Origin of the sequence: Chlorobaculum tepidum TLS (assembly GCF_000006985.1) — a bacterium.
Lineage (GTDB): Bacteria > Bacteroidota > Chlorobiia > Chlorobiales > Chlorobiaceae > Chlorobaculum > Chlorobaculum tepidum.
Genome location: NC_002932.3, coordinates 1,551,867 through 1,578,268, shown reverse-complemented (window position 1 = coordinate 1,578,268; position 26,402 = coordinate 1,551,867). Strand labels below are relative to the sequence as shown.

Genomic DNA, 26,402 nt, shown 5'->3' with positions numbered 1-26,402 from the left:
GATTTTTTGAATAATCAACGGCTAATGGGCCTCCAGCCAGTTTTTTCCGGAGCCGGTATCCACCTCCACAGGAACGTTCTTCAGCCCGCATTTCGAGGCGGCTTCGATCATGTTTCGCTCGACCATTTCCCTGAGGCGAGCCTCTTCATCCGGCGGCATCTCGAAGAGCAGTTCGTCGTGTACCTGCAGCAACATTGCCGAGCGGAATTCCCCTTTTTTCAGCTCGCGGCTGATCGAACACATGGCGAACTTGATGATATCCGCAGCCGTGCCCTGGATCGGCGTGTTCATCGTGACCCGCTCGGCAGCTTTGCGGATGTTGCTGTTGGCGCTGTTCAGGTCAGGCACGTAGCGGCGGCGGCCCATGAGCGTGGTGACATAGCCTTTTTTCTTCGCCTCCTCGATGATGGTCTGGAGCGACGAGAACATGCCGGGATATTTCGCCATGTAGGTGTCGATGATCTCTTTGGCCTCTTTTTGCGGAATGCCGAGGCGCTGGGAGAGACCAAAGGGCTGAATGCCGTAAAGCACGCCGAAGTTGACCTCCTTGGCCTTGCGTCGCATGTCGGGTGTTATCTCTTTTGTATCGAAGATGACCCGGGCCGTGGCTGCGTGGATGTCCTCGTGGTTGCGGAATGCTTCGATGAGCATCGGATCGCCTGAAAGCTCCGCCGCGATGCGCAGTTCGATCTGCGAGTAGTCCGCCGAGAGCAGAAGGTTGCCGGGATTTGACGGTATAAAGGCGCGGCGAATCTCCTTGCCAAGCTCTGTGCGGATCGGGATGTTCTGCAAATTCGGATTCGATGACGAGAGTCGTCCGGTGGCCGTGATCGACTGGTTGAACGAGGTGTGCACCCTGCCTGTCAGCGGATTGATCATCTTCGGCAGCGCCTCGATGTAGGTGCTTTTCAGCTTTTGCAAGCTGCGATATTCCAGCAGGTCGGAGGCGACGGGATGCAGCATCGCCAGCTCTTCGAGCACCTGCACGTTGGTCGAGTAACCGGTTTTGGTGGCCTTTTTCGCGGGTAGCTTCAGCACATCGAAAAGGATATGGCCGAGCTGCTTCGGCGAGTCGATGTTGAATGTCTCACCCGTCGCTTCGAAGATTCGTTCGGTCAACGTGGCCAGTTCACCGGTGACTTTGATGGAAAGCTGCTCGAGGTGCGCTGTGTCGATCGAGATCCCCTTGTGCTCCATATCGGCCAGCACCCTAACCAGCGGGAATTCGAGCTTGCGGCACACTTCGAGCAGTTCAGGCGTTTTTTCGAGCTGCTCTTCGAGCGAGTACCGGAGCCTGAGGGCGATGTCGGCGTCCTGACAGGCGTAGTCCGAGAGCTTGCGCGGCTCGACCTCGAAGATACCGATGGTCTGCTTGCCCGTGCCGACCAGCTCGGTGTACTTGGTGGTCTGCCGTCCGAGGTACAGCGCGGCCATGTCGTCGAGGTTGTGGCGAGCTTCAGGATTGAGCACATAGCTTGCGAGCATGGTGTCGAACCCGACCGGAGCCAGTTCCACGCCATACTTCTTCAGCACGAGGATGTCATACTTCAGATTCTGGCCCGTTTTGGGAATCTCGGGATTTTCAAGAAGCGGTTTCAATCTGGCGACGGTCGTTTTGGCGTCGAGACCCGGTGTGCCGAAATAGACGAAGAAGGCTTCACCGGGTTTGACCGAACAGGAGATGCCCGCGAGCTCCGCCGTAAAGGTGTCGAGGCTCGTGGTTTCGGTATCGACCGCAAAACCTCCGGAGTTTTCGAGCAGCGTCAGGAGCTTGTCAAAAGCCTCCTTACTGTCGATCAGGTGATATTCGGAGCCTTCGCCAGCCGGGATCAGTTGCGGATCGCCGGGGTCGACAGAGTTCGCCATTGCTGGCGCGTTTTCGGAAGACGAAGCAGCGGAGGTATCGATCTGCAATACGGCGGGCAGCCGGGCGGCGATGCTCTTCAGCTCCAGTTTTGCGAGAAGCGCGAAAAGCGCTTCGGGATCGGGCTTGCTGGCGTGTAGCGCTTCGAGGGTGAGCGGCAGGTCGAGATCGGTGCGGATCGTCACCAGCTCCCGCACCAGTGGCATCATCTCGCGGAACGCTTCGAGGCTCTGGCGCGTCTTTGGGGTGAGGGCATCGATGTTGGCGTAGATGCCTTCGAGCGAGCCGTACTTTTTGAGCAGGCTGGAGGCGGTTTTCGGGCCGATGCCCTTCGCTCCGGGGATGTTGTCCGAAGTGTCGCCGGTGAGCGTCAACAGGTCGATGAACTGCTCCGGCGGCGCGCCAAACTGCTCGGCAACCTCGCGGCTGCCGAGCAGCTCGAATTCGTTCTGCTTCTTGCCGGGCTTGAGGATGCGTACTCCGTCGTGCACAAGCTGCGACATATCCTTGTCCGGCGTGACGATGAAGACCTGGCAGTCGGCTTCGAACTTCCGCGCTGTCGTGCCGATCAGGTCGTCCGCCTCGAAGCCGGGCATGATGATCAGCGGAATGCCGCACGCCCGGATCAGTTCCCTGATATTGTCGAGCTGGTTGATGAGGTCGTCCGGCGGGGCGGGGCGGTTGGCTTTGTACGCCTTGTACTTTTCATGGCGAAAGGTTTTTTCAGGGCTGTCGAACGCTACGGCAAGGTAGTCCGGCCGGTACTCCTCAATGATCCTGAGCAGGCTGGTGGCGAAGCCGAACACCGCGCCGGTTGGCACGCCGTCGCGCGTGCTCATTCGTGCCTGCTGCAAGGCGTAGAAGGCGCGATAGACCAGCGCCATGCCGTCAAGCAAGAAAAGTCCCGGCTTGGTTTTCTCTGCATCTGCCGGACTTTTTTGCGGTGTTGCTGCCGGTTTCGGTTCTGATACTGGAGCGTCAAACAGGCCGATCTGGTTTTCACTCGTCATGGATTCACCACCCCGTAGCTGCCGAGCACCTTGACCATCGTCGCGAACTCACGGAGATTTTCGAGGGCGTTGTGGACGTTCTGATCCTCCCGGTGGCCGATGAAATCGGCATAGAAGAGGTACTCGAACGCCTTTTTTCGCGACGGGCGCGACTCGATTTTGGTCAGGTCGATTCCCCGGAGCGCGAAGGTTGCCAGCGCCCGGAAGAGCGACCCCTGCTCGTTGGGCAGCGCGAAGACGATCGAGGTTTTCTGGCGGGCCACGTCGGGCCGGACTTTGAGGTGCGAAATGTCGGGATTGTTTTCGTGCGCGATGCAGAAGAAACGGGTGATGTTCCACTCTTCATCGGCGAGATTTTCCTTCAGGATGTCGAGCCCGTACAGTTCGCCTGCCCGCTTCGAGGCGATGGCGAGCGCCGATTTGTCTCTGCTTTCGGCTACCATCTTGGCGCTTCCAGCCGTGTCGTATGCTGCCTCGGCCCTGATCTGCGGATGCGTGGCGAAAAAATTGTGGCACTGCACCAGCGCCTGCGGGTGCGACATTGCTTTGGTCGCCGTCTCCACCGACGCGCCGGGCAGGCCGAGCAGGCAGTGTTCGACCTTCACGAAGGTCTCGGCGAGAATCACCACCGGGCGGCGGAGCAGGAGGTCGTAGTTCTGGTGGATGCTGCCGCCGAGGGAGTTCTCGATGGGAATCACCGCGTAGTCGGCTTTCTGTTCCGTGACCGCCGAGAAGACGTCATCGAAGCTTTCGCAAGGCAGCGGTTCGCCGAAGCGCAGTGCCGCAATTTCACTGTATGCACCAGGCTCTCCCTGATAAGCGATCAACCAGTTTGTCATTCTTCGTTCTTGTAATTAATTTAATAGCACGTTTGAAATTTTGCCGACCCGGCTCGGCAACTGTCAGAAGCCGTGGCAATTTTCAGAGGCACTGTTATTCATACCCCGCAGAATTTGCTTTTCTTAAAGTAAAATAAATCTTTTCATAAACGCGTCATATCCGACTTTTATCTAATAATCAGGTTGTAACCTATGTCAGGACACAGTAAATGGGCGACCATCAAGCGTAAAAAGGCCGCCACCGATCAGAAGAGAGGAAGCCTGTTCACCAAGCTCGTCAAGGAGATCACCATTGCGGCCAAAATGGGCGGTGGCGACCCGACGGGCAATCCGCGTCTGAGGCTCGCCATCGATACGGCACGGGCCAACTCGATGCCGATGGACAATATCCAGCGCGCCATCAAAAGAGGCACCGGCGAACTCGAAGGCGCGACCTACGAAGAGATCACCTACGAAGGGTACGGCCCGGGCGGCATTGCGATCATTATCGAGACCGCGACCGACAACCGCAACCGCACCGTGGCCGACATTCGCCACCTGATGAGCCGCGGCGGCGGGTCGCTCGGCGAGAGTGGCAGCGTCGGCTGGATGTTCAAGCGCAAGGGTTCCATCGAGGTTCCCAGGTCGGCCATCTCTGAGGACGACCTGATGGAGCTGCTGCTCGACGCCGGACTCGAGGAGCTGGAGAGCGACGACGAGCAGTACTTCACCGTGCTGACCGACGTGAAGGATCTGGAGCCGGTCAAGAAGGCGCTCGAAGAGGCTGGTATTCCGTTCGAGAACGCCAAGATTGACATGATTCCGGACAACTATGTCGAGCTCGATGTCGAGAACGCCCGGAAGGCGCTCAAGCTGATCGACGCGCTCGAAAACAGCGATGACGTCCAGGCGGTCTACAGCAACATGGACATGAGTGAAAGCGTCATGAGCGTGCTTGAAGAAGAGTAACCCATGATTGTACTGGGCATCGATCCGGGCAGCCGCAAAACCGGCTATGGCGTCATCGCCGAAACGGCGGCGGGCTATCGCGTGCTTGGATGCGGCCTTGTTCGCCCTCGCGCAGCGGATACGCTGCATGAGCGGATCAGCCAGCTCTGCGCGGGCCTCGACGAGGTGATCGAGCAGCTGAAGCCCGAGGCGGTGGCGCTTGAGACGGCCTTCGTGGGGCGCAATGTCAGAAGCGCGCTGATTCTCGGCCAGGTCAGGGGGGCGGTGCTTGCCACGGTGATGAGGCATAGCTTGCCGGTGCGTGAATACGCGCCGCGCGAAATCAAGCTCTCGGTTACCGGCACCGGTTCGGCGTGCAAGGAGCAGGTGGCGGCAATGCTGTCGCGGATGCTCGAGCTTGGCGGTGAGCTGAAGCCTCTCGATGTTACCGATGCGCTTGGCATCGCCTACTGCGATCTCGCTCGGGGTGCATCTTCGCTCGGCGGCCAGTTGCGCAAGAACGGAAAAGGGCGGAGCAAGGGATGGGCGGCGTTCGTAAACGAGCATCCCGAGCTGATGGCCTGATTTTTTATCAACGAGTGGTGCCGGAGTTTGGATTTCGGCATCTGTTTTGTCAAACGATCCTCAGGATGACCTTCGGGTCTCTTTTCCGGAACCAAACAAGAACCGTTGTGAAGGGACATATTTTCAATCTCCCCAATTCGCTGAGCATCCTGAGGATTCTGCTGATTCCCTGGTTCATCTACTACCTCGACGCGGGTCAGACGCACATCGCCCTCATCATCATGGTGGTGGCGCTGCTTTCCGACTGGTTCGACGGCCAGATGGCCCGGTGGACCAACGAGGTCTCCGACATGGGCAAGATTCTCGACCCCCTGGCCGACAAACTCTGCCTGGCCAGCGTCGCTCTCTACTACCTCTGGAAAGGGGAGTTGCCGGTATGGTTCGTGGTGTTCGTTGTGTTTCGTGACCTGGTGATTTTCCTCGGCGCGGCCTGGATTCGTCACCGGCACAACGTGCTCACCACTTCGCTCTGGCCCGGCAAGTGGGCGGTGGGATTCGTCTCAATGATGTTCATCTCGATGGTCTGGCCGCTTCCTGTTTTTCGGCAGTGGCCGGTCAAAGAGTTCTTTATGTATCTTTCTGCTGCCACCCTTTTCTACTCGTTTGTAGAATACTGCATCAGGTTCTACAAAATCCAGAAAGGGGCGGAATTCAAGGCCTGATTTTCCTCTTTTTTTCATAATCTCTTTGAATGCAGGAGGTTATCCACAGATTAACGCCTGCAATATGGATAAGTGTACATAAGTAACGGCCAGTGTTATATATGGGCCTTGTTAAGTGTAATTATTTCAAAGAGATGGTGGATGTTCACGGACTTATTTTGTGGTGTGTGGAAAATGTGGATAACTTGTTGGCAAGCCTGTTGGTCAGGTGTGGAAGAGTGTGGAAATCATGAAAAAACCCCGGAACTCCGGGGTTTTTTCATGATGACGTATTTTCTGACAGTGTTTCAGTTCTTTTTCTCCATCACGGTAGCCATCAGCGAAGCTTCGCAGACCAGCTCGCCTCGCACGTAGGCCTTGGCGTCAAACTGGCAGACCGTGCGCCGCATGTTGGTCATGACCGCTTCGATGACCAGCGTATCGCCGGGCAGCACCGGCTTCCTGAACCGTGCCTTGTCGATGCCCATGAAGAAGACCACCGATTCCTTGATGTTCTCCTTGCCGTTGAGCATCATGATGCCGCCGGTCTGGGCCATCGCCTCGATGATGAGCACGCCGGGCATGATCGGGTTGCCAGGGAAGTGACCCTGGAAGAAGGGTTCGTTCATCGTGACGTTCTTGATCGAGACGATCTTTTCGTCGAGCTTGAATTCGACGATCTTGTCGATCAGAAGGAACGGGTAGCGATGCGGCAGGATGTTCTGGATGGCGTTGATGTCGAAAATGACGCCAGCTTTTTTCTCGTGCTGGTACTGGCGGGCAAGCTTGTTGCGGTCGGCGTACTTCTTGAGCTGCTTGACGAATTCGACGTTCGAGGCGTGGCCGGGACGGKCGGCGAGGATCTGCGCCTTGACCGGCATGCCGAGCAGTGCCAGATCGCCGAGCAGGTCGAGCAGTTTGTGGCGGGCCGGTTCGTTGGAGAAGCGCAGTTCGCGGTTGTTCAGAATGCCGTTCTGGCCGAGCACCAGGTGCGAAGCGTCCACGCCAACCTTGTCGGCGAGCGTCTGCACCTCGGTTTCATCGAGCTGCTTGTCAACGATCACGATGGCGTTGTCAATATCCGCACCCTTGATGATGCCCTGGTTGGCCATCGCTTCGACCTCCGAAAGGAAGCAGAAGGTTCGGCACGGCGAGAACTCGCGCAGGAACTCCTTGTCGAGGTCGAACAGGCCGGAGTGCTGCGAGCCGAGCGCCGGGTTTTTGTAATCGACCATCACCGTCATGCGGAAGCCGTCAAGCGGCAGGGCCACGATGTCCACGCTCTTTTCCGGATTGTGAAACTCGATGGTCTCGTCGATCACGAGATAGTTTTTCGGTTCGTCCTGCTCGGCGATGCCTGCCGAAAGCAGCGCTTCGGCGAACGGATTTGAGCTGCCGTCGAGCACCGGCGGCTCGGGGCCGCTCAGCTCGATGCGGCAGTTGTCGATCTGCAATCCGTACAGGGCGGCAAGCACGTGCTCGGTGGTGTGCACCTTGACATCGCCGATGCCAATGGTGGTGCCGCGGAGCACATCGACGACGTGATCGATCAGCGCCGGAATCTCCGGGCAGTCATTGATGTCGGTTCTGACGAAAATATAGCCGGTGTTGACCGGTGCGGGCTTGAACGTGATGGTGCATTCGTGGCCGGTGTGGAGGCCGATCCCCGTGAGCGAAATTTCGTTCTGGAGGGTGCGTTGATGAATGAGCATGGATGGCTGGAGCTTGCGATGAAAAATATCAAAGATACGAAAGCGGCGCCAACTCTTCAAATTGGCTGCTTGACGCGGGTCAGGCCCCGAAATGCCGCCGGGCTTTTTCCAGCAGCAGCGGATGGGTGAGCGGGCTTCCAGCAAGGATGCTCGTATGGGCGAACACATCATCCGAGCCGGCAATGCCGGTTACGATGCCACCCGCTTCGCGCACCAGCAGCACGCCCGCCGCGAAGTCCCACGGAAAGAGTCGGTACTCGAAGAAGCCGTCGAAGCGTCCGGCGGCGGTGTAGGCCAGGTCGATGGAGGCCGATCCGGCGCGACGGATGCCTGCCGAGTCCTTGATGACATCCCGCAAGAGGCCGATGTAGCCGTCCATGTAGTGATCGTAATCCCTGAAGGGCAGGCCGGTGGCGAAGAGATAGCTCTGCATCTCTTCGCGCGTCGAGACACTGATGCGCTTACCGTTCAGGAACGCGCCCCGTCCCTTGACGGCAGTGAACAGCTCGTCGAGCACCGGCTGATAAACCACGCCCACCGCGAGTTCGCCGGATGCGTCGCGCATGGCGATGCTGATGCCGAACACCGGAAACGAGTGGATAAAGTTCAGCGTGCCATCGAGCGGATCGACGATCCAGGTGCGCCCGGAAGCGCCACTGCCGCTGGTGCCCTCCTCGCAGAGCAAACCGTCATCAGGGAACGATTCGGTGATGGTGGCCGTGATGGTTGCTTCACACTGCTTGTCAACTTCGGTGACGAAATCCTTGTACTCTTTGGCGACGATCTCGCGATGAGAAAGTTCGCCGAATCTCGAAAGCGTAATCGCGCCTGCGGCTTTGGCTGCCTTCACGGCCGTCTGGAGTTCGAGGTTCATGTTCTGCATGGTGTCAGGTGAATGAAAATGGCTGGCCCAATATATCATTTGTCGTTGAGAAGTGCAGGCGCAGCAAGATAACGGCACGCGGGAATTAAATGCCGGAAATAGGGCTTGTTAGTGTGATATTCCCGATTCGTCAAACGACCGCTCATCATGAATAAACAGATACTCACCCTCGCGCTCTGTATCGGCCTCTGCCTGGCAGTCGGTTTTGCCGGAAGCACCTTTACGCCGAAGCCGGCTTCATGGTACTACACCACCCTTGTCAAGCCATCGTGGAATCCGCCTGACTGGCTCTTTCCCCCGGTCTGGACAATTCTCTTTATCATGATGGGGACAGCGCTTGCAAAGGTGCTTGGCACGGGCTGGAAGAAGAACGAGGTCAACGTCGGCGTTGTGCTCTTCGCGATTCAACTGATGCTGAATCTCGGATGGTCAGCATCGTTTTTCGGGATGCAGTCGCCGCTTGCCGGTCTGGTCGATATTGTTCTGCTCTGGATTTTCATTGTCCTGACCATGCTCGCCTTTGCCAGAGTTTCGAAACCGGCTTCACTGCTGCTGGTGCCGTATCTCTGCTGGGTGAGCTTCGCATCTTATTTGAATTTCACTATTCTACAGCTCAATCCCTGATACGTCAGCAGGTCGGGCGGGTTAGGGTGACAGGTTCTGTCAACCGTAACACTGGATAATGGAGGTAGAGAGTAATGGAGTACACCAGTACACCGAGCAGCAAAAACAGGCGTTCAAGAACGAATTTGCAAACAGACGTCGAAATCAGATAGTGCTTTTCGGTCTGCTCTTCATTTTGATGATTCTTTATGTTACGGCAGATAAAAGCACGGGTTTGATGCTCGGAACTTATCTGGCTGCAATATTTACGCCATTGCTGCTTGTTGTGGTCATTGGTGCGCTTGTTTTTTTCATTTACCAACTGGCGGTGCCCGGCTTGCAACACAAGTATTTAGGACGGTCGATGAATCCGCATTTCTGTTGGAAATGTGGAATAGCCTTGAGCTAGAGTGGTGAAATACCGGATGGCCCGATTCGACGGAACTTCGTGATCTACGCCCCCCTGAATGCCGTTTGGTCAGGGGGGCTTTTTACTGGGGTTACTCCAGCGTTTTCAGCTTCGCAACGGCCATTTTTCCCGCCTCGATCAGCCTTGCCCGAATGGCGGCATTGCTGGTGTTGCCGGCTCCGATCTGGATGTAGTAGCCGTCGGCCATAATGTAGATGCCGCCGCTTGCGATGAACGCTTCATCGCCCACGCCATCGATGTCGGTTCTCATACCTTCAAAATTATCCTTGAGGCTTTTGTAGATCGATGCCGCGCCAGCGCCACCGGGCGGGAAGCATGCGTCCTGCGTCAGCGAAACCTGCAAAAACGGGATTGGTTCGCCGCTGGCTGGCTTGTACATGCAGAGCTTCATGCCGACAACCTGCTTCTCGCTTTTCTCTGCAGGCTTGACCGCTTCGCCGAGCAGTTTTGCCGCTTCATCCTGCGTGATGAGCTGGCAGGGTTCGATGATTTTCGATGCCTGCTGCTGAACCGCTGCATTGCCGCCGCCGGTCTCAGACTGCGGGGTCGAATTGCCGCCGCATCCTGCGAAAAGCAGGGCGGTGCAGAGCGGGAGAATCCGGATGATGTGTGCTGGTCGCATGGGTGAGGTGGTTTTATTTTCGGTGGAAAGCTTACCTTGAAAGGTAGGGAATTTTTGTGTGAGACGACAGTGGCGCGATTGTTGTGGAGTGTTTGAAGGGTTTGTCGGATGTTGCTGTGTGCGTCTTATAATGGACTGAAGATCAAAAATCCGCGTCTTATGCGGATCAATCTAATTAATGTTGGGTACCATTAACAGGAGCCGCTCTCCATGGCTGGTAATCCAATCTCCGATGAACCAAACAGACTCACCGCCGAAGGAAATGGCTACGGCGATCCACAAGCTCAGTTGATCGACGACCGCAAGTTTCAAAGGCTCATGAAGGCTTACGAAACTACCGTCGAAACACGAAAACTCGAAATTGAACTTTTCTGGAGCCGGTCGCTGTTCTTTTGGGGTTTCATCGCCTCTGCCTTCGTTGCCTCTGCGACCTTAAGGCGTTACAGCTCTGACATATCGGTTGTTGTCGCGTGCTTCGGCTTTGTTTGTTCCGTTGCCTGGTCACTCGGCAATCGCGCTGGCAAGTTCTGGCAAGAGTCCTGGGAAATGAAGGTTGAACGAATAGAGCCTTCCGTTACCAGAGCAATGTTTGCCCAGCCTGAGGCCGTTCAAACTAATAAGAACTTTTGGCTGCGCGGCCGACGGTTCTCCGTAAGCAAGCTCGCCATCGCACTGAGCGACTACACTATCATTCTTTGGGTTGCGGTTGTCGTTTAGGAAAGCATTCGCCTGTTCGGCCCCCCATTGCTTGTGGCATGTGCAAAGTCATTGGCAACCGCTTTATTCATTTTCTTTTCTGCAATCTATGAGGTGCCGCTTTTCATTGCGGGGCGTTCAACAAAGAGGGCCGACCATTAATGCCCAACCCGGCAGTCAACCGGAGGCTGTGCAGCCAACGCCGCTACGCGGGGCGGCTGACGCGTGACGTTAGACGAAATATTCAATTAAGGAGATATTCCATTATGCAAATTCAAAACGAATCACCTTACATCGTTCACGTGTTTGTCTGTACCAATGATCGCGGAGGCGAACGAAAATCGTGTGCTGACAATAACAGCCAGCTTGTGAAAGATCAATTGAAAAAAGCTGTTGACGGGAAAGGGTGGAAAGGGAAGGTGCGGGTTTCGACGTCCGGTTGCATGGGAGTTTGCGGCGAGGGGCCGAATGTGATGATCTATCCGCAGAAGCTCTGGTTTTCCAGGGTTTCGCCGGATGATGTGGATGCAGTTTTATCCGTGATCGAGCGTTTGATGAGCGAAGCCTGAGCTTGTTTGAAAATATTTTAGTATTTGCGCGTTCACTTAATTAGATTGACTCGATGAGTAACGCTGACAACATGGCACGGATGTTCAAGGTGCTTTCCGTTGGTTCAAGGGTTCGGATAGTCGAGCTGCTGAAGGAGCGGTCGCTGTGCGTGAATGCGCTGGCCAAGGCGCTTGACATCACCCCGGCGGCGGTTTCGCAGCATCTTCGGGTTTTGCGTGATGCCGAAGTCGTGCTTCCCGAACGGCGCGGTTATTCGGTGCATTACCGCGTGGATCGGGAAGTGCTTGCCGAATGGAAATTGGTCGCATCAGCGTTACTCGGCGTCACGAATGAAAATGAGTGAAAGCATCATCAATCCAACCGGAGTTAAATCATGAGTGAAGAAAAATCCTGCTGTTGCCAGAAGCCAGAAATGCTGAAAGGCACCCCCGAGAAATGTTCGCCCGAAACCATCAAGCAGTGCCACGGCGACCAGCCAACACATCCCTGTGTTCCGGAAGAGAAGAACGCGAAAGAGGATAAAGAGTAAAGGACAATTGTCTTTTTGGAAACAAAAAAAGCCCCGGGTTGCCAGGGCTTTTTTGTTTGAGCTCGCTGATTGCTCAGCCTTCGTCTTCCTGTTCGCGGAGGTTCTCGATGACGCCGAGGTCTTCGAGGGTGGTGACGTCGCCTTTGATCTCGTTGGAAGTGGCAAGTTCGCGAAGCAGGCGGCGCATGATTTTGCCGCTGCGGGTTTTCGGCAGACCTTTGGCCCAGCGGATTTCGTCAGGCTTAGCAATAGCGCCGATCTCCTTGGCGACGTGCTTGCCGAGCGAGTCGCGCAGTTTGGCGTCGCCTTCGTAGCCGTCTTTCAGCGTCACGAATGCGACGAGGGCGTTGCCCTTGATTTCGTCCGGACGGCTGACGACGGCGGCTTCGGCGACAGCCTCGTGTGAAACGAGCGCGCTTTCGACCTCGCTGGTGCCGAGGCGGTGACCCGAGACGTTGACCACGTCATCGACGCGGCCCATGATCCAGATGTAGCCGTCATCATCTTTTCTTGCACCGTCGCCGGTGAAGTACATGCCGGGGAATTCAGACCAGTAGGTCTTTTCGTAACGCTCGTTGTCACCATAGATGGTGCGGAGCATCGAGGGCCATGGGCGTTTGACGACCAGGTAGCCACCTTCGTTGGCGTTGCACGGGGTGCCATCCTTGCGGACGACATCGACCATAATGCCCGGCAGCGGGCGGGTGGCTGTGCCCGGTTTGGTCGGGGTCGCGCCCGGCATCGGCGAAATCATGATGCCGCCGGTTTCGGTCTGCCACCAGGTGTCCACGATCGGGCATTTTTCCTGACCGACATACTTGTGGTACCACATCCAGGCCTCGGGGTTGATCGGTTCGCCGACCGTGCCGAGCAGCCTGAGCGAGCTGAGGTCGTGCTTGGTGACCCACTCGTTACCGGCGCGGATGAAGGCGCGGATAGCCGTCGGAGCGGTGTAGAGGATTGTGATCTTGTGGCGATTGATGATGTCCCAGAAACGATCCCACTGCGGGTAGTTCGGAGCGCCTTCGTACATGAAGACGGTTGCGCCGTTGAGCAGCGGGCCGTAGATTATGTAGGTGTGGCCGGTGATCCAGCCGATGTCGGCGGTGCAGAAGTAGATGTCCTCGTCCTTGATGTCGAACACATATTTGAACGAGCTGGCGGCGTGCACCATGTACCCGGCGGTGGTGTGCAGAATGCCTTTCGGTTTGCCGGTCGAGCCGCTGGTGTAGAGCAAAAAGAGCGGGTGCTCGGAATCGACCTGCGCCGGTTCGCATTCGTCCACGGCTAGCCCCATCAGGTCGTGCCACCAGTGATCCATGCCGTCGTGCATGTGGATCTCTTCGCCGGTCACTTTGAGGACGATGACGTTTTTGACCGAAGGAGTGTTGATGATCGCTTCGTCGACGATATTTTTGAGGTTGATGGTGCTACCACGGCGGCGGGTGCCGTCGGCGCAGATGACTATTTTGGCGCGTGAGTCGTTGACCCTTTCGGTGATGGCGTGGGCGGCAAAACCGGCGAAGATCACGTTGTGCACCGCACCGACCCTTGCGCAGGCGAGCACGGCGATGACCAGCTCAGGCACCATCCCCATGTAGATCGCCACCTTGTCACCCGGTTTGATGCCGGCGATTTTCAGGACGTTGGCGAATTTGCTGACCTGGCGGTGCAGCTCGCCATAGGTGAGGATGCGCTCGTTGCCCTCTTCACCTTCCCATATGATAGCCGCCTTGTTCTTGCGCCAGCTGCCTACGTGCACGTCAAGGCAGTTGTAGGCGATGTTGGTGGTGCCGCCATTGAACCATTTGGCATATGGAGCATTCCATTCAAGAACCGAGTCCCATTTCTTGAACCAGTGGAACTGTTCCGCCAGATCGCCCCAGTACTTGTCGGGATCCGCGGCTGCATCGGCATAGAGTTTTTCGTACTGCTCCATGCTTGAAATGTGCGACTGGGAAGAGAACGCTTCCGGCGGAGGAAACTTCCTCCGCTCGGAGAGAACCGAACTGATCGATTCAGAGGACTGGCCTTTCGTTTGCTCAGTAGCCATTGGTCATACGGTTTTGTATTGAAGAAAATGTCTGCTGCTCCTTGAGAGAGCGCCGACGTTTCGGTCGGAGCTTGGTAAGGGGCCTGCCGAACCCCTTGTATTATCGTGATTAAGAAGTTACAGAAAAAAATTGATCACACTAAGAACCTCATCTCATCGCTTCGTTGTCATTGTTGCGGTTTTACGGCGAAGTTCACTAGCTTGCCGGGCACGGCGATCTCCTTGACGATCTGCTGCCCGTCGAGGAACTTCGCAACGCTTTCGACCTTTTTGGCCGACTCGATCATCTCCTCTTTCGTGCAGCCCGCGGGAGCTTCAAACGTACCGCGGAGCTTGCCGTTGACCTGCACGGCGATGGTGAGCACGTCGTCCGTTGCAAGCTTCGCGTCGAAGACCGGCCATACAGCTCCGCTGATCGATTCGGCGTGGCCGAGCGCCTGCCACAGCTCCTCGGTGATGTGCGGTGCGAAAGGTGAGAGCAGCACCAGCAGGGTTTCAGTCGTCTCGCGGCTGTAGCAGCCCGCCTTGTGCAGCTCGTTGACCAGTACCATCATCTCCGAAATGGCGGTGTTGAATTTGAGCTGCTCGGTATCTTCGGTCACCTTTTTGATCGCTTTGTGCATCCGTTTGAGGATGGCTTCCGACGGTTTGTCCTCGGTGGTTTTCTGCGTCTCGGTGTTTTCGTCCCAGACCAGTCGCCACACCTTGTTCAAAAAGCGGCTGATGCCTTCGATGCCGTGGGTGTTCCAGGGCTTGACCTGGTCAAGCGGGCCGAGGAACATTTCGTAGAGCCTCAGTGCGTCCGCGCCGTAGGTGCTCAGCACGTGGTCGGCGGGGATGACGTTGCCGCGCGATTTGGACATCTTTTCGTTGTCTTCGCCGAGAATCATGCCCTGGTTGAAGAGGCGCTGGAACGGCTCTTTGGTGCTCACCACGCCGAGGTCGTAGAGCACCTTGTGCCAGAAGCGTGAGTAGAGCAGGTGCAGCACTGCGTGCTCCGCGCCGCCGATGTAGAGATCGACGTTCATCCAGTACTGTTCGAGCGACGGATCGACCAGCGCGTCGCTGTTCTGCGGATCGATGAAGCGTAGGTAGTACCAGCAGCTTCCAGCCCACTGCGGCATGGTGTTGGTCTCGCGGCGGAACTTTCCATGTTCGTCCTCGCCGTAGAGCCAGCTCTCGATGTTGGCCAGCGGCGACTCGCCAGTCGAGGTGGGCTGGTAAGCTTCGACCTCCGGAAGCGTAAGCGGCAGGTTGGTTTCGGGGCGCATCGTGCCGTCTTCGTAATGCTTGATCGGGATTGGCTCGCCCCAGTAGCGCTGGCGGCTGAAGACCCAGTCGCGCAACTTGTAGTTGACCTTGCGTTTGCCCTTGCCTTTCGACTCCAGCCAGGCGGCCATGCGGTCGAAGGCGGTTTTGAAGTCGAGGCCGTTGATGCTGATTTCGTCGTTCGCGGAGTTCACGCAAACGCTCTCCTTGCCGTCAAACACCCTCTCCTGCACGTCATGCGGGCTTTTGATGACTTCGCGGATCGGCAGGCCGAATTTTTTTGCGAACTCCCAGTCGCGGCTGTCGTGCGCCGGGACGGACATGATCGCGCCGGTGCCGTAGCTGGTGAGCACGAAGTCCGAAATCCAGACCGGCAGCGCCTCGCCGTTGGCCGGATTGATCGCGTAGGAGCCGGTGAAGACGCCGGTTTTTTCTTTCTGCAAACCGGTACGCTCCAGCTCGGTTTTGAGCTTCGCCTGTTCGATATATTTTTTGACCGCGACGAGCTGCTGGGCGATGGCGAGCTTTTCGGCCATCGGGTGCTCCGGCGAAATGACGAGATACGTCGCGCCAAAAAGCGTGTCCGGACGGGTGGTATAGACCCGCAGGTTGGTGCGGTGGCACCGCAGCTCGAAGTCGATCTCCATGCCCTCAGAGCGCCCGATCCAGTTGCGCTGCATCTGCTTGACGTTCTCCGGCCAGTCAACCTCGTCCAGATCCTTCAGCAGCCGCTCGGCGTAGGCGGTGATCTTCAGCACCCACTGGCGCAGTGGGCGGCGCACCACAGTGTAGCCGTCAGCGATTTTCTCGTCCACCTCTTCGTTGGCCAGCACCACTTTCAGCTCTTCGCACCAGTTGACGTCCACCTCCGAGATGTAGGCTAGCCCTTTTTCGTAGAGCTTGAGGAAAATCCACTGCGTCCACTTGAAGTAGTTCGGGTCGGTGGTGTTGATCTCGCGGCTCCAGTCGTAGGAGAAGCCCATGCTCTTGAGGGTCTCCCGGAAGCTGGCGACGTTCTTTTCGGTTGTCAGGCGCGGGTGGGTGCCGGTCTTGATGGCGAACTGCTCGGCGGGCAGGCCGAAGGCGTCCCAGCCCATCGGGTGCAGCACGTTGTGGCCTTGGCAGCGCTTGTAGCGCGCCATGATGTCGGTGGCCGTATAGCCTTCGAGGTGGCCGACGTGCAGTCCCGAACCGCTCGGATAGGGGAACATGTCGAGCACGTAATATTTTGGCTTCTCTTGGTCGGCGGAGGAGGCAAAGGTCTGCTCATCTGCCCAACGGGACTGCCACTTTTTCTCTAAAGCTGAAAAGTCGTATTTCATGAGTCGTTGGTCTGTTCGAAAATGTTGCCGGGAAGATAATCCCGCGCCGGTAATGAAAAAAGGCAGTGCAGGGTTATTTCCCCCGCACTGCCTTGGTTTCAGTTTCGCTGCGTTCAGTCTCTTGCCGGCTTTGCTTCGCCGTTCGTTTCGGCTTGCTGGTCGGTGTCGAGTAGCGCCTTGATCGAGAGGGCGAACTTGGTCTTGCCGGTGCGGGGATCCTTGCGCACGTCGATCAGCTTCACCTTGATCCGGTCACCCACCTTGAGCACGTCGCTCACCTTGGCGATACGTTCGCGGGCAATCTCCGAGATGTGCACCAGACCGTCGGTTTTTGGCAGGAACTCGACGAAGGCGCCGAGCTCGTCGCGGATGTCGCGAACCTTGCCCATGTAGATTGTGCCGACCTCCGGCTTGGAGACGAGGGTCTTGATGGTTTCGACCGCCGCTTTGGTGGCTTCGGGGCTGGAGCAGGCGATGGTGACCGTGCCGTCGTCGTCGATGTTGATCTCTGCGCCGGTCTCCTCGGTGATGCTGCGGATGGTTTCGCCGCCCTTGCCGATCACCATGCCGATGGCGTCCACCGGAATCTGGATGGTGGTGAGGCGCGGTGCGTATTTACCGATGTCTGCACGCGACTCGGGAATCGCCTCGGCCATGACGTCGAGGATGTGCAAGCGACCTTTGCGAGCCTGCTCGAGCGCGGTTTCGAGGATGTGGTAGTCGAGGCCGTCGATCTTGATGTCCATCTGGCAGGCGGTAATGCCGTCACGGGTGCCTGCCACCTTGAAGTCCATGTCGCCGAGATGATCCTCGTTGCCGAGAATGTCGGAGAGCACGGCGTAGCGGTCGCCCTCCTTGATGAGGCCCATTGCGATGCCGGAGACCGGTTTCTTGAGCGGAATGCCACCGTCCATCGCGGCCAGCGTGCCGCCGCAGACCGAGGCCATCGAGGACGAACCGTTCGATTCGAGGATGTCCGAGACGAGGCGCACGGTGTAGGGGAACTCCTGCTCGGATGGCATCACCATTTTGATGGCGCGCTCGGCGAGGTTGCCGTGGCCGATTTCACGCCGTCCGGCACCGCCGACCCTGCCGATTTCGCCGACTGAGAAGGGTGGGAAGTTGTAGTGCAGCATGAACCGCTTGTCCTTGTCGTCAGTCAGCGTATCGACCGACTGGGCGTCCTTCTTGGTGCCCAGCGTCAGCGTGACGAGTGCCTGCGTTTCGCCGCGAGTGAAGAGCGCTGAACCGTGAGCCCTCGGAATGAGGCCCAGCTCGATGCTGATCGGGCGAACCTGTTCGAGTGTACGGCCGTCGAGGCGCTTGCCGTCATCGAGAATCATGTGGCGCATCACCTTCTTTTCGACGGCATGGATGCACTCTTCGATCATGTGTTCGTTCAGGCAGAACGCGCTGGTGGGATCGGCTTCGATCTGATCGGGGCCGACGCGGTCGGTGAAGTGCGTGAGGGTTTTCCTGATGGTTTGCGTGTAGATGGCTTTGGTCTTTTCGGCGCGCTCCTCCTTGGCGAGCGGGGTGTAGGCCAAAGCTTTCAGCTCGGCTGAGCAGTGCTCTTCAACGAAATTGACCAGCTCGTCCGGCGCGACGGTCGGAGAGAATGGCCGTTTGGGCTTGGCTACCTCTGCGGCGAGTTCGCGCTGGAGGGCGCAAATTTTCTTGATGGCGTCGTGGCCGAATTTGATGGCGTCGAGCATCTCGGCTTCGGAGATCTCCTTCATCTCGCCCTCGAGCATACAGATGGTGTCCTCGGTGCCGCCGATGCAGATGTCCATGTCGCTTTGCGCCAGCTCGTTGATGTCGGGGTTGACGATGAAGAGTCCGTTGATGCGCCCGACGCGAACCTCGGACATCGGGTTGGCGAACGGAATGTCGGAGACCATGATGGCGGCTGAAGCGGCGATGCCGCCAAGCACGTCGGCGTCATTGATCGTGTCGGAGGAGATGACCGAGATGATGATCTGGGTCTCCTGATAGTAACCGTCAGGGAAGAGCGGGCGCAGGGCGCGGTCGATCAGGCGGGCGGAGAGAATCTCCTTTTCGGAGGGGCGGCCTTCGCGCTTGAAGAAGCCTCCGGGGAACTTGCCGGCTGCGGAATATTTTTCGCGGTATTCGACCTGGAGCGGGAAGAAGTCCTGATTCGGCGACGGAGGTGTTTTGCTTGAAACCACCGTGGCGAGCACCATGGTGTCGTTCATTGTGACGACCGCCGAGCCGTCGGCCTGTTTGGCCATTTTTCCGGTTTCGATCGTGATTACCTTACCGTGTCCAAGATCGATCTTTTTTTTGATAAACATTGAAATCTGTTGTGGTTAAAAGTGATGAACCTCTTCGCTGGACCTTCGGGGCGATGCCGTTTCGCTGGGGAAATCAGGGCTCTTGATGCCGGTCGCGGTCGAAGCCAATTCAAAAAATTACAAAGTCAAATAATATACTATAAATTTGTTGCCTTTCAGTATCGGCAGCGCTTTCATGCGGTTCCGCTTTTGTGCATTACTGATAGTCAAACCGCCAGTTGTCGATCAGCCTGGTCGAACCGATGCGCACAGCCATGATGAGCCGGTAGGCTTTGCCGGTAACCGCCTGCGTGACCGGCTCGAAAGTGGCGTCATCGACAAAGCAGAGATAATCGGGTTCGGCATCAGGCTCGGAACGCACCAGCGCTTCAGCTTCGCCAGCAATCGCCTCTAGATCGGTGCGGTCTTTGTCGATCTCCATCTTCGCGTACCGGATGGCGCGGTAAAGCACCGTTGCCTGCTGGCGTTCGTTCGACGAGAGATAGATGTTCCGCGAACTGGTGGCCAGCCCGTCGCTTTCGCGCACGATCGGAGCCCCGAGAATCGTGGTGCCGATGTTCAGATCGGTCACCACGCGCCGGATGATGGCGAGCTGCTGGGCGTCCTTCTCGCCAAAGACGGCCAGGTGCGGTCGCGTGATGCCGAGCAGTTTGACCACTACCGTAACCATGCCGCCGAAGTGGCCGGGTCGGGAAGCGCCCTCGAAGCGCGTGGCGATGGGGCCGGGATCGATGCTGGTCGAGTATCCATCCGGGTACATCGCTTCCGTCGAAGGCGCAAACAGGTAGTCAACGCCTGCCGAACGCGCCAGCGCGGCGTCCTGTTCGAAGGGTCTTGGATAACGGTAAAAATCTTCGTTCGGGCCGAATTGCGTCGGGTTGACGAAGATGGTCATAATGACCGTTCCGGCATGCGCTTTCGCAAGTTTTACCAGACTCAGGTGCCCCTCGTGCAGCGCGCCCATCGTCATGACGACGCCGATATACTGGTGCTGGAGACGCAGTTTTTCGGCGATCTTCTGCATCTCGGCGGGGTCATTGATGATCTGCATGTTCCTGTCTCTTTTTTGAATGTTTGTCTGGCGGATGGACGACCACGACGAATTCGCCCCGCTGCTTCTGGCCGGTGAAGTGGTTCGCCAGTTCATCGGGCGTGCCGGTGACGTACTCCTCGTGCATCTTGGTGATTTCTCGCGCGGCGAACACCTGCGCGTCGGGAAAGTGCTCCTTCACCTCCTCCATCAGCCGCCCGATCCGGTGCGGCGATTCGTACAGTACGATGGTGCTGTCGATGGAGGCGAGAAATTCGAGGCGGCTTTTGCGCCCTTTCTTGTGCGGCAAAAATCCGGCGAAGAAAAAGCTGCTCGATGGCAGCGGACAGACCGAGAGCGCCGCCGTCAACGCGCTCGCACCCGGCACCGGCACCACCGGCAGTCCTGCGGCGTGTGCGGCGCTGGCCATCGTGTAGCCGGGATCGCTGATGGCGGGTGTGCCTGCGTCGGTCACCAGCGCCACGTCCGAACCCTCTTCGAGCAGCTCGATTACCTGCCGGACGGCGCGCTCTTCGTTGAAGCTGTGGTAGCTGACCAGCCGCTTGCCCTCGATGCCGAAGTGTTTGAGCAGAATCGAGGTGCGTCGGGTGTCCTCGCAGGCGATGGCTCCTGCATTGCGCAACGTGTTGACTGCCCGAAAGGTCATGTCGTCAAGATTGCCGAGCGGGGTGGCCACCACGTAGAGCGTGCCTTTATGTTCGTCGCGGGAGTTCAATCAGCAGTGGCCTTTATTCGGGAAGCTTGTATATTATGACCATAATTATAGTAAAAATTATGAGAAACAGATTGAGGCAAGCCCATGCAGCGTGAACAGATCCTTTCAGTCAGCGGCCTGAAGGTGCATTTTCCGGTCAGAAGTTCCGGATTGGCGGGTGGCAAGCAGGTGGCCAGAGCGGTCAACGGCGTGTCGTTCGAGGTGTTCAAGGGCGAGACCCTCGGGCTGGTCGGCGAGTCGGGCTGCGGCAAGACTACCCTCGGCAGGTCGATCGTGCGGCTGGTGCAGCCCTCGAAAGGAGGCAAGATCGTCTTTCGTGGCCGCGATATCACCGGGCTTGGCAACCGGGAGTTCAGACCGCTGCGCACGGAGATGCAGATGATCTTCCAGGATCCCTTCGGCTCGCTTAATCCGCGCCTGACCGTTGGACAGACGCTTGGCGAGGTGCTCAAGGTGCATGGTATTACGAAAGGAACCCAGGCCACCGCCAAGAAAATCGACCAGCTCCTTGACACGGTGGGCCTCAATCGCGACTACGCCAGCCGCTACCCGCACGAGTTCTCCGGCGGCCAGCGCCAGCGAGTCGGCATCGCCAGGGCGCTTGCCGTCAACCCGTCGTTTATCATCTGCGACGAGCCGGTCTCGGCGCTCGATGTCTCGATCCAGTCGCAGATCATCAACCTGCTCAAGGATTTGCAGCGCGAGCTGGGGCTGACCTATCTTTTCATCGCGCACGACCTCTCGGTGGTCGAGTACATCTCGGATCGCGTCGCGGTGATGTATCTCGGCAAGATTGTTGAAATCGCCGATGCCGGAACGCTCTACGCCAATCCGAAGCACCCCTACACGCAGGCGTTGCTGTCAGCCATTCCTATGCCTGAACTTGGTCACCAGCGCGAACGCATCGTGTTGAAGGGCGATCTTCCAGGACCGCTCTCGATTCCGGAGGGGTGCAGCTTTCACCCCCGTTGCCCATTCGCGATGGAGGAGTGCCGGAAACGTGAGCCGGAACTGCTGTCGTTGCAAGATGAGCCATCACACAAAGTAAGCTGTCTTCTTTACCAGTAATTTATTGCGTCGATATGGCAGACAAGAACCGAAAAAAAGGCGGATGTTTCCGCGCCGGGTGCCTGACGGCAGTCGTTGCCGTGCTTCTGCTCGTTGGACTGGGAGGGTGGTTTGTGCATCAGAGGAGCAATCGTCTTCCCGCACGCTTCGTGCTCTCGGTGCCGTTGACCGGAGAGCTCGATGAGCGCCCTCCGGATGCGGGTCCATTCCCCTTTGGCAAAGGACGCCATCTGCTCTCGTTTGAGGAATTGCTGACCATTCTTGACCGTGCGAAAACTGACCGCCGTGTCGATTCGGTGCTGCTCAGGATCGATGGTCTGGGTGCCTCGCCTGCCAAGATACAGGAGCTGAGAAGTTCAATTGCCGCCTTGCGGAAATCGGGCAAAAAGGTCACAGCGTTTCTTGTCACGCCTGAAGACAAGGATTATCAGCTCGCCGTCGCCTGCGATTCGATCATTGTACAGAAAGGTTCCTGGATGACGCTCGACGGGCTTAAGGCCGAGCTGTTCTTTGTCGCCGATCCGCTCAAAAAGCTCGGTGTCAGCTTTCAGGCAGCGCAGTGGAAAAAGTATAAAAGTGCCGTCGAAACCTTCACCAGAAATTCGGCCAGCCCGGAGAATCTCGAAGAGACCAACGCCTTGCTCGATGACGCCTGGAGCGATTATCTCGACTCCGTATCGCGGCAGCGTCGCATCGGCAAGGATGCCTTCCGGAAGGTGGTTGACTCGCTGGCCGTGTTGACGCCTGAAAAAGCGCTTGGGCTTCATTTGATCGATCGTGTGGCCACTGAACGCGAACTTGAACAAGAGTATGCAAGGCGTTTGAACAAGCCAGCAGCGGAGCTGTTGGTGGGAGGCCGGGAGTATCTCGGCGCTACTGGCGGTATGCGTCCGCAGGGAGGCGGCGACCGGATTGCTGTGATCAACATTACCGGCATGATCGTGAGCGACGGTGCGGGCGGTATGAGCGAGGGCGATGGAACCGATGTCGCTACTGTCAAGGAGGCGCTTCAGACTGCGATCGACGACTTGAAGGTCAAGGCGATCGTGCTGCGGATCGATAGCCCTGGCGGCGATGCCCTTGCCGCCTCCACGATGCTCGAACTGCTCAACGAGGCGAAAGCCAAAAAGCCGATTGTGGCCTCGATGTCCGGCTTGGCGGCTTCGGGTGGCTACATGGTGGCGCTCGCTGGCGACAAAATCTTTGCCGAACCGCTCACCATAACCGGTTCGATTGGCGTTTTCTCGCTCAAGCCCGATTTGAGCAGCCTGCTCGAAAAGACCGGCATCCGGCGCGAGGTGCTCATCCGGGGCCGCTTCGCTGACGCCGAAACGCCATTCAGAGCGTTTGACGACGCATCGTTCCGCAAGTTTGTTGAGCTCACCGGTACGGTTTATGAGGATTTCATCGCCAAAGTGGCGAAAGGACGCCATATGACACCAGCGCAGGTTGATGCCGTGGCTGGAGGGCGGGTGTGGAGCGGCAAGCGCGCGCTGGAAGTTGGTCTCATCGACCAGATTGGTGGTCTTGGTGACGCCGTGCAGGAGGCCAAAAAGCTGGCCGGCGTGAAGAAGGAGGTCAAGCCGGCGCTGCTTTATCTGCCTGCCCAAAAAACATGGCTTGAATACCTGCTTGGCAGTGATACGTCGGATATGGTTTCGGCGTTGACTGCCGCAATGGTCAGGGAGTCGCTTGGTCAATTGCAACCGCTCTCTCGCTTGCCCGGCGCCGGCATCGCCCGCTTTCTTTTGCGTACCGATGCCCCCCAGGTGCTGGCGCTCGATCCGGTCGAAGTGGTGATAAAGTAGGGGCGATCGGCTGATCGCCCCGGAAAAGGTCAGAACTCAGAACGAGTAGGTGACTGAAGTCTGGCGCGGACGGCCTCACCCTCTTTGGCGTCTTTGTAGTCGGTTCTCCAGTGCGAAAGCTGGCCGCCAAGAGTGAAGTTCGGTGTGATGGGCGGTGCATCACCGAGATGAACTGCGTTTCGTTCAGTGTTTGGCCGGTTATCGACAGCACGTCATCGTCATCGGGATCATCCATGCCAGCGCCGATGCTCAACGTCGTCTCCGGGCTTGCCGCGTAGCGCAGGGCAGCCCAGCCTCCGTGCGAACGGATGGCTTTGGTGCCGTTGCGGCCCTGACCGATGCCTTTCCGGTAATCGTCGAGATTCTCTCCGGTGAAAAGCTCACTGGCAAAAAGCAGCTTGTTGCCCAGTGGCAGCGACAGTTCGAGCACGCATGACCACGAGTCGAGAGTTTCATGCGTTTCGTTAGCCGCCGTATCCCATTCCTCCTGTTCGTAATGGCCTGAAACAGCGATGGTTGCCGGTTTCTCCGAGACGAAGAGTGCGTTGAAAGAGCCAAATGTCCCTGAATCGAAGGCATGGTGGCGTCTTTACCGGAATCCGCCCCGCTTACGTTTGTTTCGCCAATCGTTCTCGCTACCGCCACGGCGACCTCGACCCGGCTCTTTTCGCCGCTCTTGAACCCTTTGGTGAGGCGAAGCTGCGGATGGCGTCCCCTGATGTTACCCGCATTCCACATGATTGCCGGGTCATCCACGAACGGGATGAGAGAGCCGTTCAGACCCCAGGTTTGTCCGGTGATGATGCTGACGTCGTGTGCGCCTTCAGCTCTCGGCAAGCTCTTTTTCGAGGCTGGCGATTCTTGCCTCGATCGGTTCGGCAGCTATGACCGGGGGTGAGCCGAGAAGGGCTCCGGCAAGCAGCAGGGTATGCCGGAGTGATCCGTTTGCGACAATAAAGTCCTTAATATAGCCAAGCAGGCTCTTTTTCTCTGAACATCTGACATGCGGCGCATTTCCCCTGATCCGTCCAGTCTGTCCTCTTTTCTCTCAAAAGCTCCAGAACTCGCGGTCGAGGCTGCGGTACTGGATGCCCTGCACCAAATGCTTCATTTCGATATGTTCCGCGCCTTCGAGGTCGGCGATGGTGCGGCTTACCTTGAGGATGCGGTCGTGCGCCCTGGCCGAGAGGTTGAGGCGGTTCATCGCCTCCATCAGCTTTTCGGCGCTCTCCTTGTCAAGCTTGCAGAACTTGCGGATCAGCTTCGAATTCATCTGCGCGTTGGTGAAGATGCGCGGTGAGGGGAGCGAGGCGAAGCGCTCGTGCTGGATGGCGCGTGCCGCGATCACCCGCTTGCGAATCTCGCCGGAACTTTCCGCCGAACTGTTCGAGAACAGCTCGATGTTCTCCACCTTTGGGACGTCGATGTGGATGTCGATGCGGTCGAGCAGCGGGCCGGATATTTTGGAAAGGTAGCGCCGGATCTGCTCCGGCGATGCGGTCGGCAGGCCATCGCGATCCTTGAGCGGCCCGGCGGGACTCGGGTTCATTGCAGCCACCAGCATGAAGCCCGCCGGGTAGCGCGTCGAGAGCGCCGCGCGGGCCACGGTTACTTCGCGGTCTTCGAGCGGCTGGCGCAGCACTTCGAGCGCGTTGCGGGTGAACTCCGGCAACTCGTCCAGGAAGAGTACGCCGTTGTGCGCCAGGCTCACCTCGCCAGGCTTGGCCTGCGCACCGCCGCCGATTAGCGCTACGTTGCTCGTGGTGTGGTGCGGACTGCGGAAGGGGCGCGTGATCATGAGCGGGCGGTTGCGTTCGAGCAGGCTCGATACCGAGTAGATTTTGGTGGTTTCAAGCGACTCCTCAAAGCCGAGCGGCGGAAGAATGCCCGGAATCGCTTTGGCGAGCAGTGTTTTACCGCTTCCGGGCGGGCCGATCATGAGCAGATTATGTCCGCCTGCCGCGGAAATTTCGATCGCTTTTTTGGCGGCGAGCTGCCCCTTGATTTCGGCAAAATCGACCGGGTAATCCGGCTCGCAGTCGAACAGTTCAGCGACATTCACACTGACCGGTTCGGGCGTGATGTTGCCGCTGAGCAGCCCCGCAGCCTCGACCAGCGTTTCGACGCCGAACACCTTCGTTGCCGCGCCCATTGCCGAAATCGCTACAGCAGCTTCCGCCGCGTTCATCTTTGGCACGATCATCCATCGGATGTTTTCCCGCGCAGCCATTATGGCCATCGGCAACGTGCCGCTGATGCGCCGCACTGATCCGTCGAGCGCTAGCTCGCCCAGCACGATGGTATCCTCGAACTGCCCCTTGATCTCACCGAGTGAGCCGAGCAGGCCGACCGCGATGCCAAGATCGAACGCCGTGCCCTCTTTTTTGACATCGGCAGGTGCGAGGTTGACGGTGATTTTTTTCGACGGCAGCTCAAAGCCGGAGTTGCGGATAGCGGTCAGAATGCGCTCGCGGCTCTCCTTGATTGCGCTGTCCGGCAGCCCGACCACCGTGAAGGCCGGCAAACCACCAGAGACATTCGTTTCAATCTCGACCTTCAGGGCGTCGATACCTAGCAGCGCCGCCGCGCAGAGTTTGGTAAGCATATGAGACAATGAGTAGGGGTTGATCACTGCCAGCGCCGGTTCTAAAAGGGTCGGGGGATAACCAGCGCATTTGCCTGATTATACGGAAAAATGCGGTGATTTCCGCTTTGTGTTACACGACGCGTTGCTACTAAACGCTATTTTGATGAAAAAGGAGATGGTGCCACAAGAGATTGAGAAGAGAGTGAGGGATCCGGGGTGAGGATGGGACAGGCAGGCATTGACTTGCCTGGGCCATGCGAACACTGACAATCTGACTGCTTCGTAGCAAAAAGGCGTACTTGC

General features: G+C 57.7%; 23 protein-coding genes. 12 read left to right on the top strand and 11 right to left on the bottom strand.

Going from position 1 to position 26,402, the window contains the following annotated elements; all coding sequences use genetic code 11:
* Window positions 1–21: 21 nt before the first annotated feature.
* Together polA and pheA are read right to left on the bottom strand one after the other, a co-directional pair.
* Complete coding sequence (polA, locus tag AYT24_RS07515; protein WP_010933331.1) at window positions 22–2,874, bottom strand: DNA polymerase I; 2,853 nt, start codon at window positions 2,872–2,874, stop codon at window positions 22–24.
* Complete coding sequence (gene pheA, locus AYT24_RS07510; protein WP_010933330.1) at window positions 2,871–3,713, bottom strand: prephenate dehydratase; 843 nt, start codon at window positions 3,711–3,713, stop codon at window positions 2,871–2,873. The genes polA and pheA overlap by 4 nt, the downstream gene beginning before the upstream one ends.
* Before the next feature lie 192 nt (window positions 3,714–3,905).
* Here pheA and AYT24_RS07505 point away from each other — a divergent pair, with 192 nt between their 5' ends.
* The 3 genes from AYT24_RS07505 to AYT24_RS07495 all read left to right on the top strand — a co-directional run bounded on the left by AYT24_RS07505 (window position 3,906) and on the right by AYT24_RS07495 (window position 5,887).
* Window positions 3,906–4,661, top strand: coding sequence for a YebC/PmpR family DNA-binding transcriptional regulator (locus tag AYT24_RS07505; protein ID WP_010933329.1), 756 nt, complete (start codon window positions 3,906–3,908; stop codon window positions 4,659–4,661).
* Window positions 4,662–4,664: 3 nt separating this feature from the next.
* On the top strand, window positions 4,665–5,225 hold the full coding sequence (gene ruvC, locus AYT24_RS07500) for a crossover junction endodeoxyribonuclease RuvC (RefSeq protein ID WP_010933328.1): 561 nt from the start codon (window positions 4,665–4,667) through the stop codon (window positions 5,223–5,225).
* Between the two features lie 107 nt (window positions 5,226–5,332).
* Window positions 5,333–5,887, top strand: coding sequence for a CDP-alcohol phosphatidyltransferase family protein (locus tag AYT24_RS07495; RefSeq protein ID WP_164927065.1), 555 nt, complete (start codon window positions 5,333–5,335; stop codon window positions 5,885–5,887).
* Between the two features lie 287 nt (window positions 5,888–6,174).
* Here the strand turns inward: AYT24_RS07495 and AYT24_RS07490 are convergent, their stop codons facing one another.
* The gene (locus AYT24_RS07490) at window positions 6,175–7,578 is read right to left on the bottom strand and encodes a bifunctional UDP-3-O-[3-hydroxymyristoyl] N-acetylglucosamine deacetylase/3-hydroxyacyl-ACP dehydratase (RefSeq protein ID WP_010933326.1); all 1,404 of its coding nucleotides are present in this window, start codon (window positions 7,576–7,578) and stop codon (window positions 6,175–6,177) included.
* Window positions 7,579–7,657: 79 nt separating this feature from the next.
* Entirely contained in the window at window positions 7,658–8,452 is a 795-nt protein-coding gene (locus AYT24_RS07485; protein ID WP_010933325.1) for an inositol monophosphatase family protein, read from the bottom strand.
* Window positions 8,453–8,608: 156 nt separating this feature from the next.
* On the opposite strand from AYT24_RS07485, the gene AYT24_RS07480 reads away from it, so the two are divergent.
* The gene (locus AYT24_RS07480) at window positions 8,609–9,085 is read left to right on the top strand and encodes a TspO/MBR family protein (protein WP_010933324.1); all 477 of its coding nucleotides are present in this window, start codon (window positions 8,609–8,611) and stop codon (window positions 9,083–9,085) included.
* 58 nt (window positions 9,086–9,143) lie between these two features.
* Complete coding sequence (locus AYT24_RS07475) at window positions 9,144–9,473, top strand: hypothetical protein (RefSeq protein WP_010933323.1); 330 nt, start codon at window positions 9,144–9,146, stop codon at window positions 9,471–9,473.
* Window positions 9,474–9,564: 91 nt separating this feature from the next.
* On the opposite strand, the gene AYT24_RS07470 is transcribed toward AYT24_RS07475, so the two are convergent.
* Window positions 9,565–10,116, bottom strand: coding sequence for a hypothetical protein (locus AYT24_RS07470; RefSeq protein WP_010933322.1), 552 nt, complete (start codon window positions 10,114–10,116; stop codon window positions 9,565–9,567).
* A 210-nt stretch (window positions 10,117–10,326) separates the two neighbouring features.
* Here AYT24_RS07470 and AYT24_RS07465 point away from each other — a divergent pair, with 210 nt between their 5' ends.
* The 4 genes from AYT24_RS07465 (at window position 10,327) to AYT24_RS10390 (ending at window position 11,911) form a co-directional block, all read left to right on the top strand.
* Window positions 10,327–10,833, top strand: a complete 507-nt coding sequence (locus AYT24_RS07465) for a hypothetical protein (protein ID WP_010933321.1) — start codon at window positions 10,327–10,329, stop codon at window positions 10,831–10,833.
* Between the two features lie 245 nt (window positions 10,834–11,078).
* Window positions 11,079–11,381: a (2Fe-2S) ferredoxin domain-containing protein gene (locus AYT24_RS07460; protein ID WP_010933319.1), complete on the top strand. Its 303-nt coding sequence runs from the start codon at window positions 11,079–11,081 to the stop codon at window positions 11,379–11,381.
* A gap of 53 nt (window positions 11,382–11,434) precedes the next feature.
* A complete protein-coding gene (locus tag AYT24_RS07455; protein ID WP_010933318.1) occupies window positions 11,435–11,725 on the top strand; it encodes an ArsR/SmtB family transcription factor in 291 nt (96 codons plus the stop codon).
* Between the two features lie 30 nt (window positions 11,726–11,755).
* Window positions 11,756–11,911 (top strand): hypothetical protein, encoded by a 156-nt coding sequence (locus AYT24_RS10390; protein ID WP_010933317.1) that lies wholly within the window; start codon window positions 11,756–11,758, stop codon window positions 11,909–11,911.
* Between the two features lie 73 nt (window positions 11,912–11,984).
* Here AYT24_RS10390 and acs read toward each other — a convergent pair whose 3' ends face one another.
* The 5 genes from acs to rsmI all read right to left on the bottom strand — a co-directional run bounded on the left by acs (window position 11,985) and on the right by rsmI (window position 20,636).
* Window positions 11,985–13,964, bottom strand: a complete 1,980-nt coding sequence (gene acs, locus AYT24_RS07450; RefSeq protein WP_010933316.1) for an acetate--CoA ligase — start codon at window positions 13,962–13,964, stop codon at window positions 11,985–11,987.
* A gap of 167 nt (window positions 13,965–14,131) precedes the next feature.
* Window positions 14,132–16,555, bottom strand: coding sequence for a leucine--tRNA ligase (leuS, locus tag AYT24_RS07445; protein WP_010933314.1), 2,424 nt, complete (start codon window positions 16,553–16,555; stop codon window positions 14,132–14,134).
* Window positions 16,556–16,668: 113 nt separating this feature from the next.
* On the bottom strand, window positions 16,669–18,870 hold the full coding sequence (locus AYT24_RS07440) for a polyribonucleotide nucleotidyltransferase (protein ID WP_010933313.1): 2,202 nt from the start codon (window positions 18,868–18,870) through the stop codon (window positions 16,669–16,671).
* A gap of 196 nt (window positions 18,871–19,066) precedes the next feature.
* Window positions 19,067–19,921 (bottom strand): pantoate--beta-alanine ligase, encoded by an 855-nt coding sequence (gene panC / locus AYT24_RS07435; RefSeq protein WP_010933311.1) that lies wholly within the window; start codon window positions 19,919–19,921, stop codon window positions 19,067–19,069.
* Window positions 19,905–20,636: a 16S rRNA (cytidine(1402)-2'-O)-methyltransferase gene (gene rsmI / locus AYT24_RS07430; protein WP_010933310.1), complete on the bottom strand. Its 732-nt coding sequence runs from the start codon at window positions 20,634–20,636 to the stop codon at window positions 19,905–19,907. Before rsmI ends, panC begins: the two co-directional genes overlap by 17 nt.
* A gap of 84 nt (window positions 20,637–20,720) precedes the next feature.
* On the opposite strand from rsmI, the gene AYT24_RS07425 reads away from it, so the two are divergent.
* The 3 genes from AYT24_RS07425 (at window position 20,721) to AYT24_RS07415 (ending at window position 23,948) form a co-directional block, all read left to right on the top strand.
* On the top strand, window positions 20,721–21,704 hold the full coding sequence (locus AYT24_RS07425; protein WP_010933309.1) for an ABC transporter ATP-binding protein: 984 nt from the start codon (window positions 20,721–20,723) through the stop codon (window positions 21,702–21,704).
* Window positions 21,705–21,718: 14 nt separating this feature from the next.
* Entirely contained in the window at window positions 21,719–23,512 is a 1,794-nt protein-coding gene (gene sppA / locus AYT24_RS07420) for a signal peptide peptidase SppA (RefSeq protein ID WP_010933308.1), read from the top strand.
* A gap of 190 nt (window positions 23,513–23,702) precedes the next feature.
* Window positions 23,703–23,948 (top strand): hypothetical protein, encoded by a 246-nt coding sequence (locus AYT24_RS07415; RefSeq protein ID WP_164927063.1) that lies wholly within the window; start codon window positions 23,703–23,705, stop codon window positions 23,946–23,948.
* 612 nt (window positions 23,949–24,560) lie between these two features.
* On the opposite strand, the gene AYT24_RS07410 is transcribed toward AYT24_RS07415, so the two are convergent.
* Window positions 24,561–26,117, bottom strand: coding sequence for a YifB family Mg chelatase-like AAA ATPase (locus tag AYT24_RS07410; protein ID WP_010933305.1), 1,557 nt, complete (start codon window positions 26,115–26,117; stop codon window positions 24,561–24,563).
* Between the last annotated feature and the right edge of the window lie 285 nt (window positions 26,118–26,402).

Coding starts and splice junctions, on each gene's coding strand:
- panC (WP_010933311.1), bottom strand. CDS start 19,921: ATGCAGATCATCAATGACCCCGCCGAGATGCAGAAGATCGCCGAAAAA.
- polA (WP_010933331.1), bottom strand. CDS start 2,874: ATGACGAGTGAAAACCAGATCGGCCTGTTTGACGCTCCAGTATCAGAA.
- AYT24_RS10390 (WP_010933317.1), top strand. CDS start 11,756: ATGAGTGAAGAAAAATCCTGCTGTTGCCAGAAGCCAGAAATGCTGAAA.
- AYT24_RS07455 (WP_010933318.1), top strand. CDS start 11,435: ATGAGTAACGCTGACAACATGGCACGGATGTTCAAGGTGCTTTCCGTT.
- AYT24_RS07505 (WP_010933329.1), top strand. CDS start 3,906: ATGTCAGGACACAGTAAATGGGCGACCATCAAGCGTAAAAAGGCCGCC.
- AYT24_RS07475 (WP_010933323.1), top strand. CDS start 9,144: ATGGAGGTAGAGAGTAATGGAGTACACCAGTACACCGAGCAGCAAAAA.
- AYT24_RS07470 (WP_010933322.1), bottom strand. CDS start 10,116: ATGCGACCAGCACACATCATCCGGATTCTCCCGCTCTGCACCGCCCTG.
- AYT24_RS07465 (WP_010933321.1), top strand. CDS start 10,327: ATGGCTGGTAATCCAATCTCCGATGAACCAAACAGACTCACCGCCGAA.
- sppA (WP_010933308.1), top strand. CDS start 21,719: ATGGCAGACAAGAACCGAAAAAAAGGCGGATGTTTCCGCGCCGGGTGC.
- AYT24_RS07440 (WP_010933313.1), bottom strand. CDS start 18,870: ATGTTTATCAAAAAAAAGATCGATCTTGGACACGGTAAGGTAATCACG.
- AYT24_RS07480 (WP_010933324.1), top strand. CDS start 8,609: ATGAATAAACAGATACTCACCCTCGCGCTCTGTATCGGCCTCTGCCTG.
- AYT24_RS07460 (WP_010933319.1), top strand. CDS start 11,079: ATGCAAATTCAAAACGAATCACCTTACATCGTTCACGTGTTTGTCTGT.
- AYT24_RS07410 (WP_010933305.1), bottom strand. CDS start 26,117: ATGCTTACCAAACTCTGCGCGGCGGCGCTGCTAGGTATCGACGCCCTG.
- ruvC (WP_010933328.1), top strand. CDS start 4,665: ATGATTGTACTGGGCATCGATCCGGGCAGCCGCAAAACCGGCTATGGC.
- leuS (WP_010933314.1), bottom strand. CDS start 16,555: ATGAAATACGACTTTTCAGCTTTAGAGAAAAAGTGGCAGTCCCGTTGG.
- AYT24_RS07485 (WP_010933325.1), bottom strand. CDS start 8,452: ATGAACCTCGAACTCCAGACGGCCGTGAAGGCAGCCAAAGCCGCAGGC.
- acs (WP_010933316.1), bottom strand. CDS start 13,964: ATGGCTACTGAGCAAACGAAAGGCCAGTCCTCTGAATCGATCAGTTCG.
- pheA (WP_010933330.1), bottom strand. CDS start 3,713: ATGACAAACTGGTTGATCGCTTATCAGGGAGAGCCTGGTGCATACAGT.
- AYT24_RS07425 (WP_010933309.1), top strand. CDS start 20,721: ATGCAGCGTGAACAGATCCTTTCAGTCAGCGGCCTGAAGGTGCATTTT.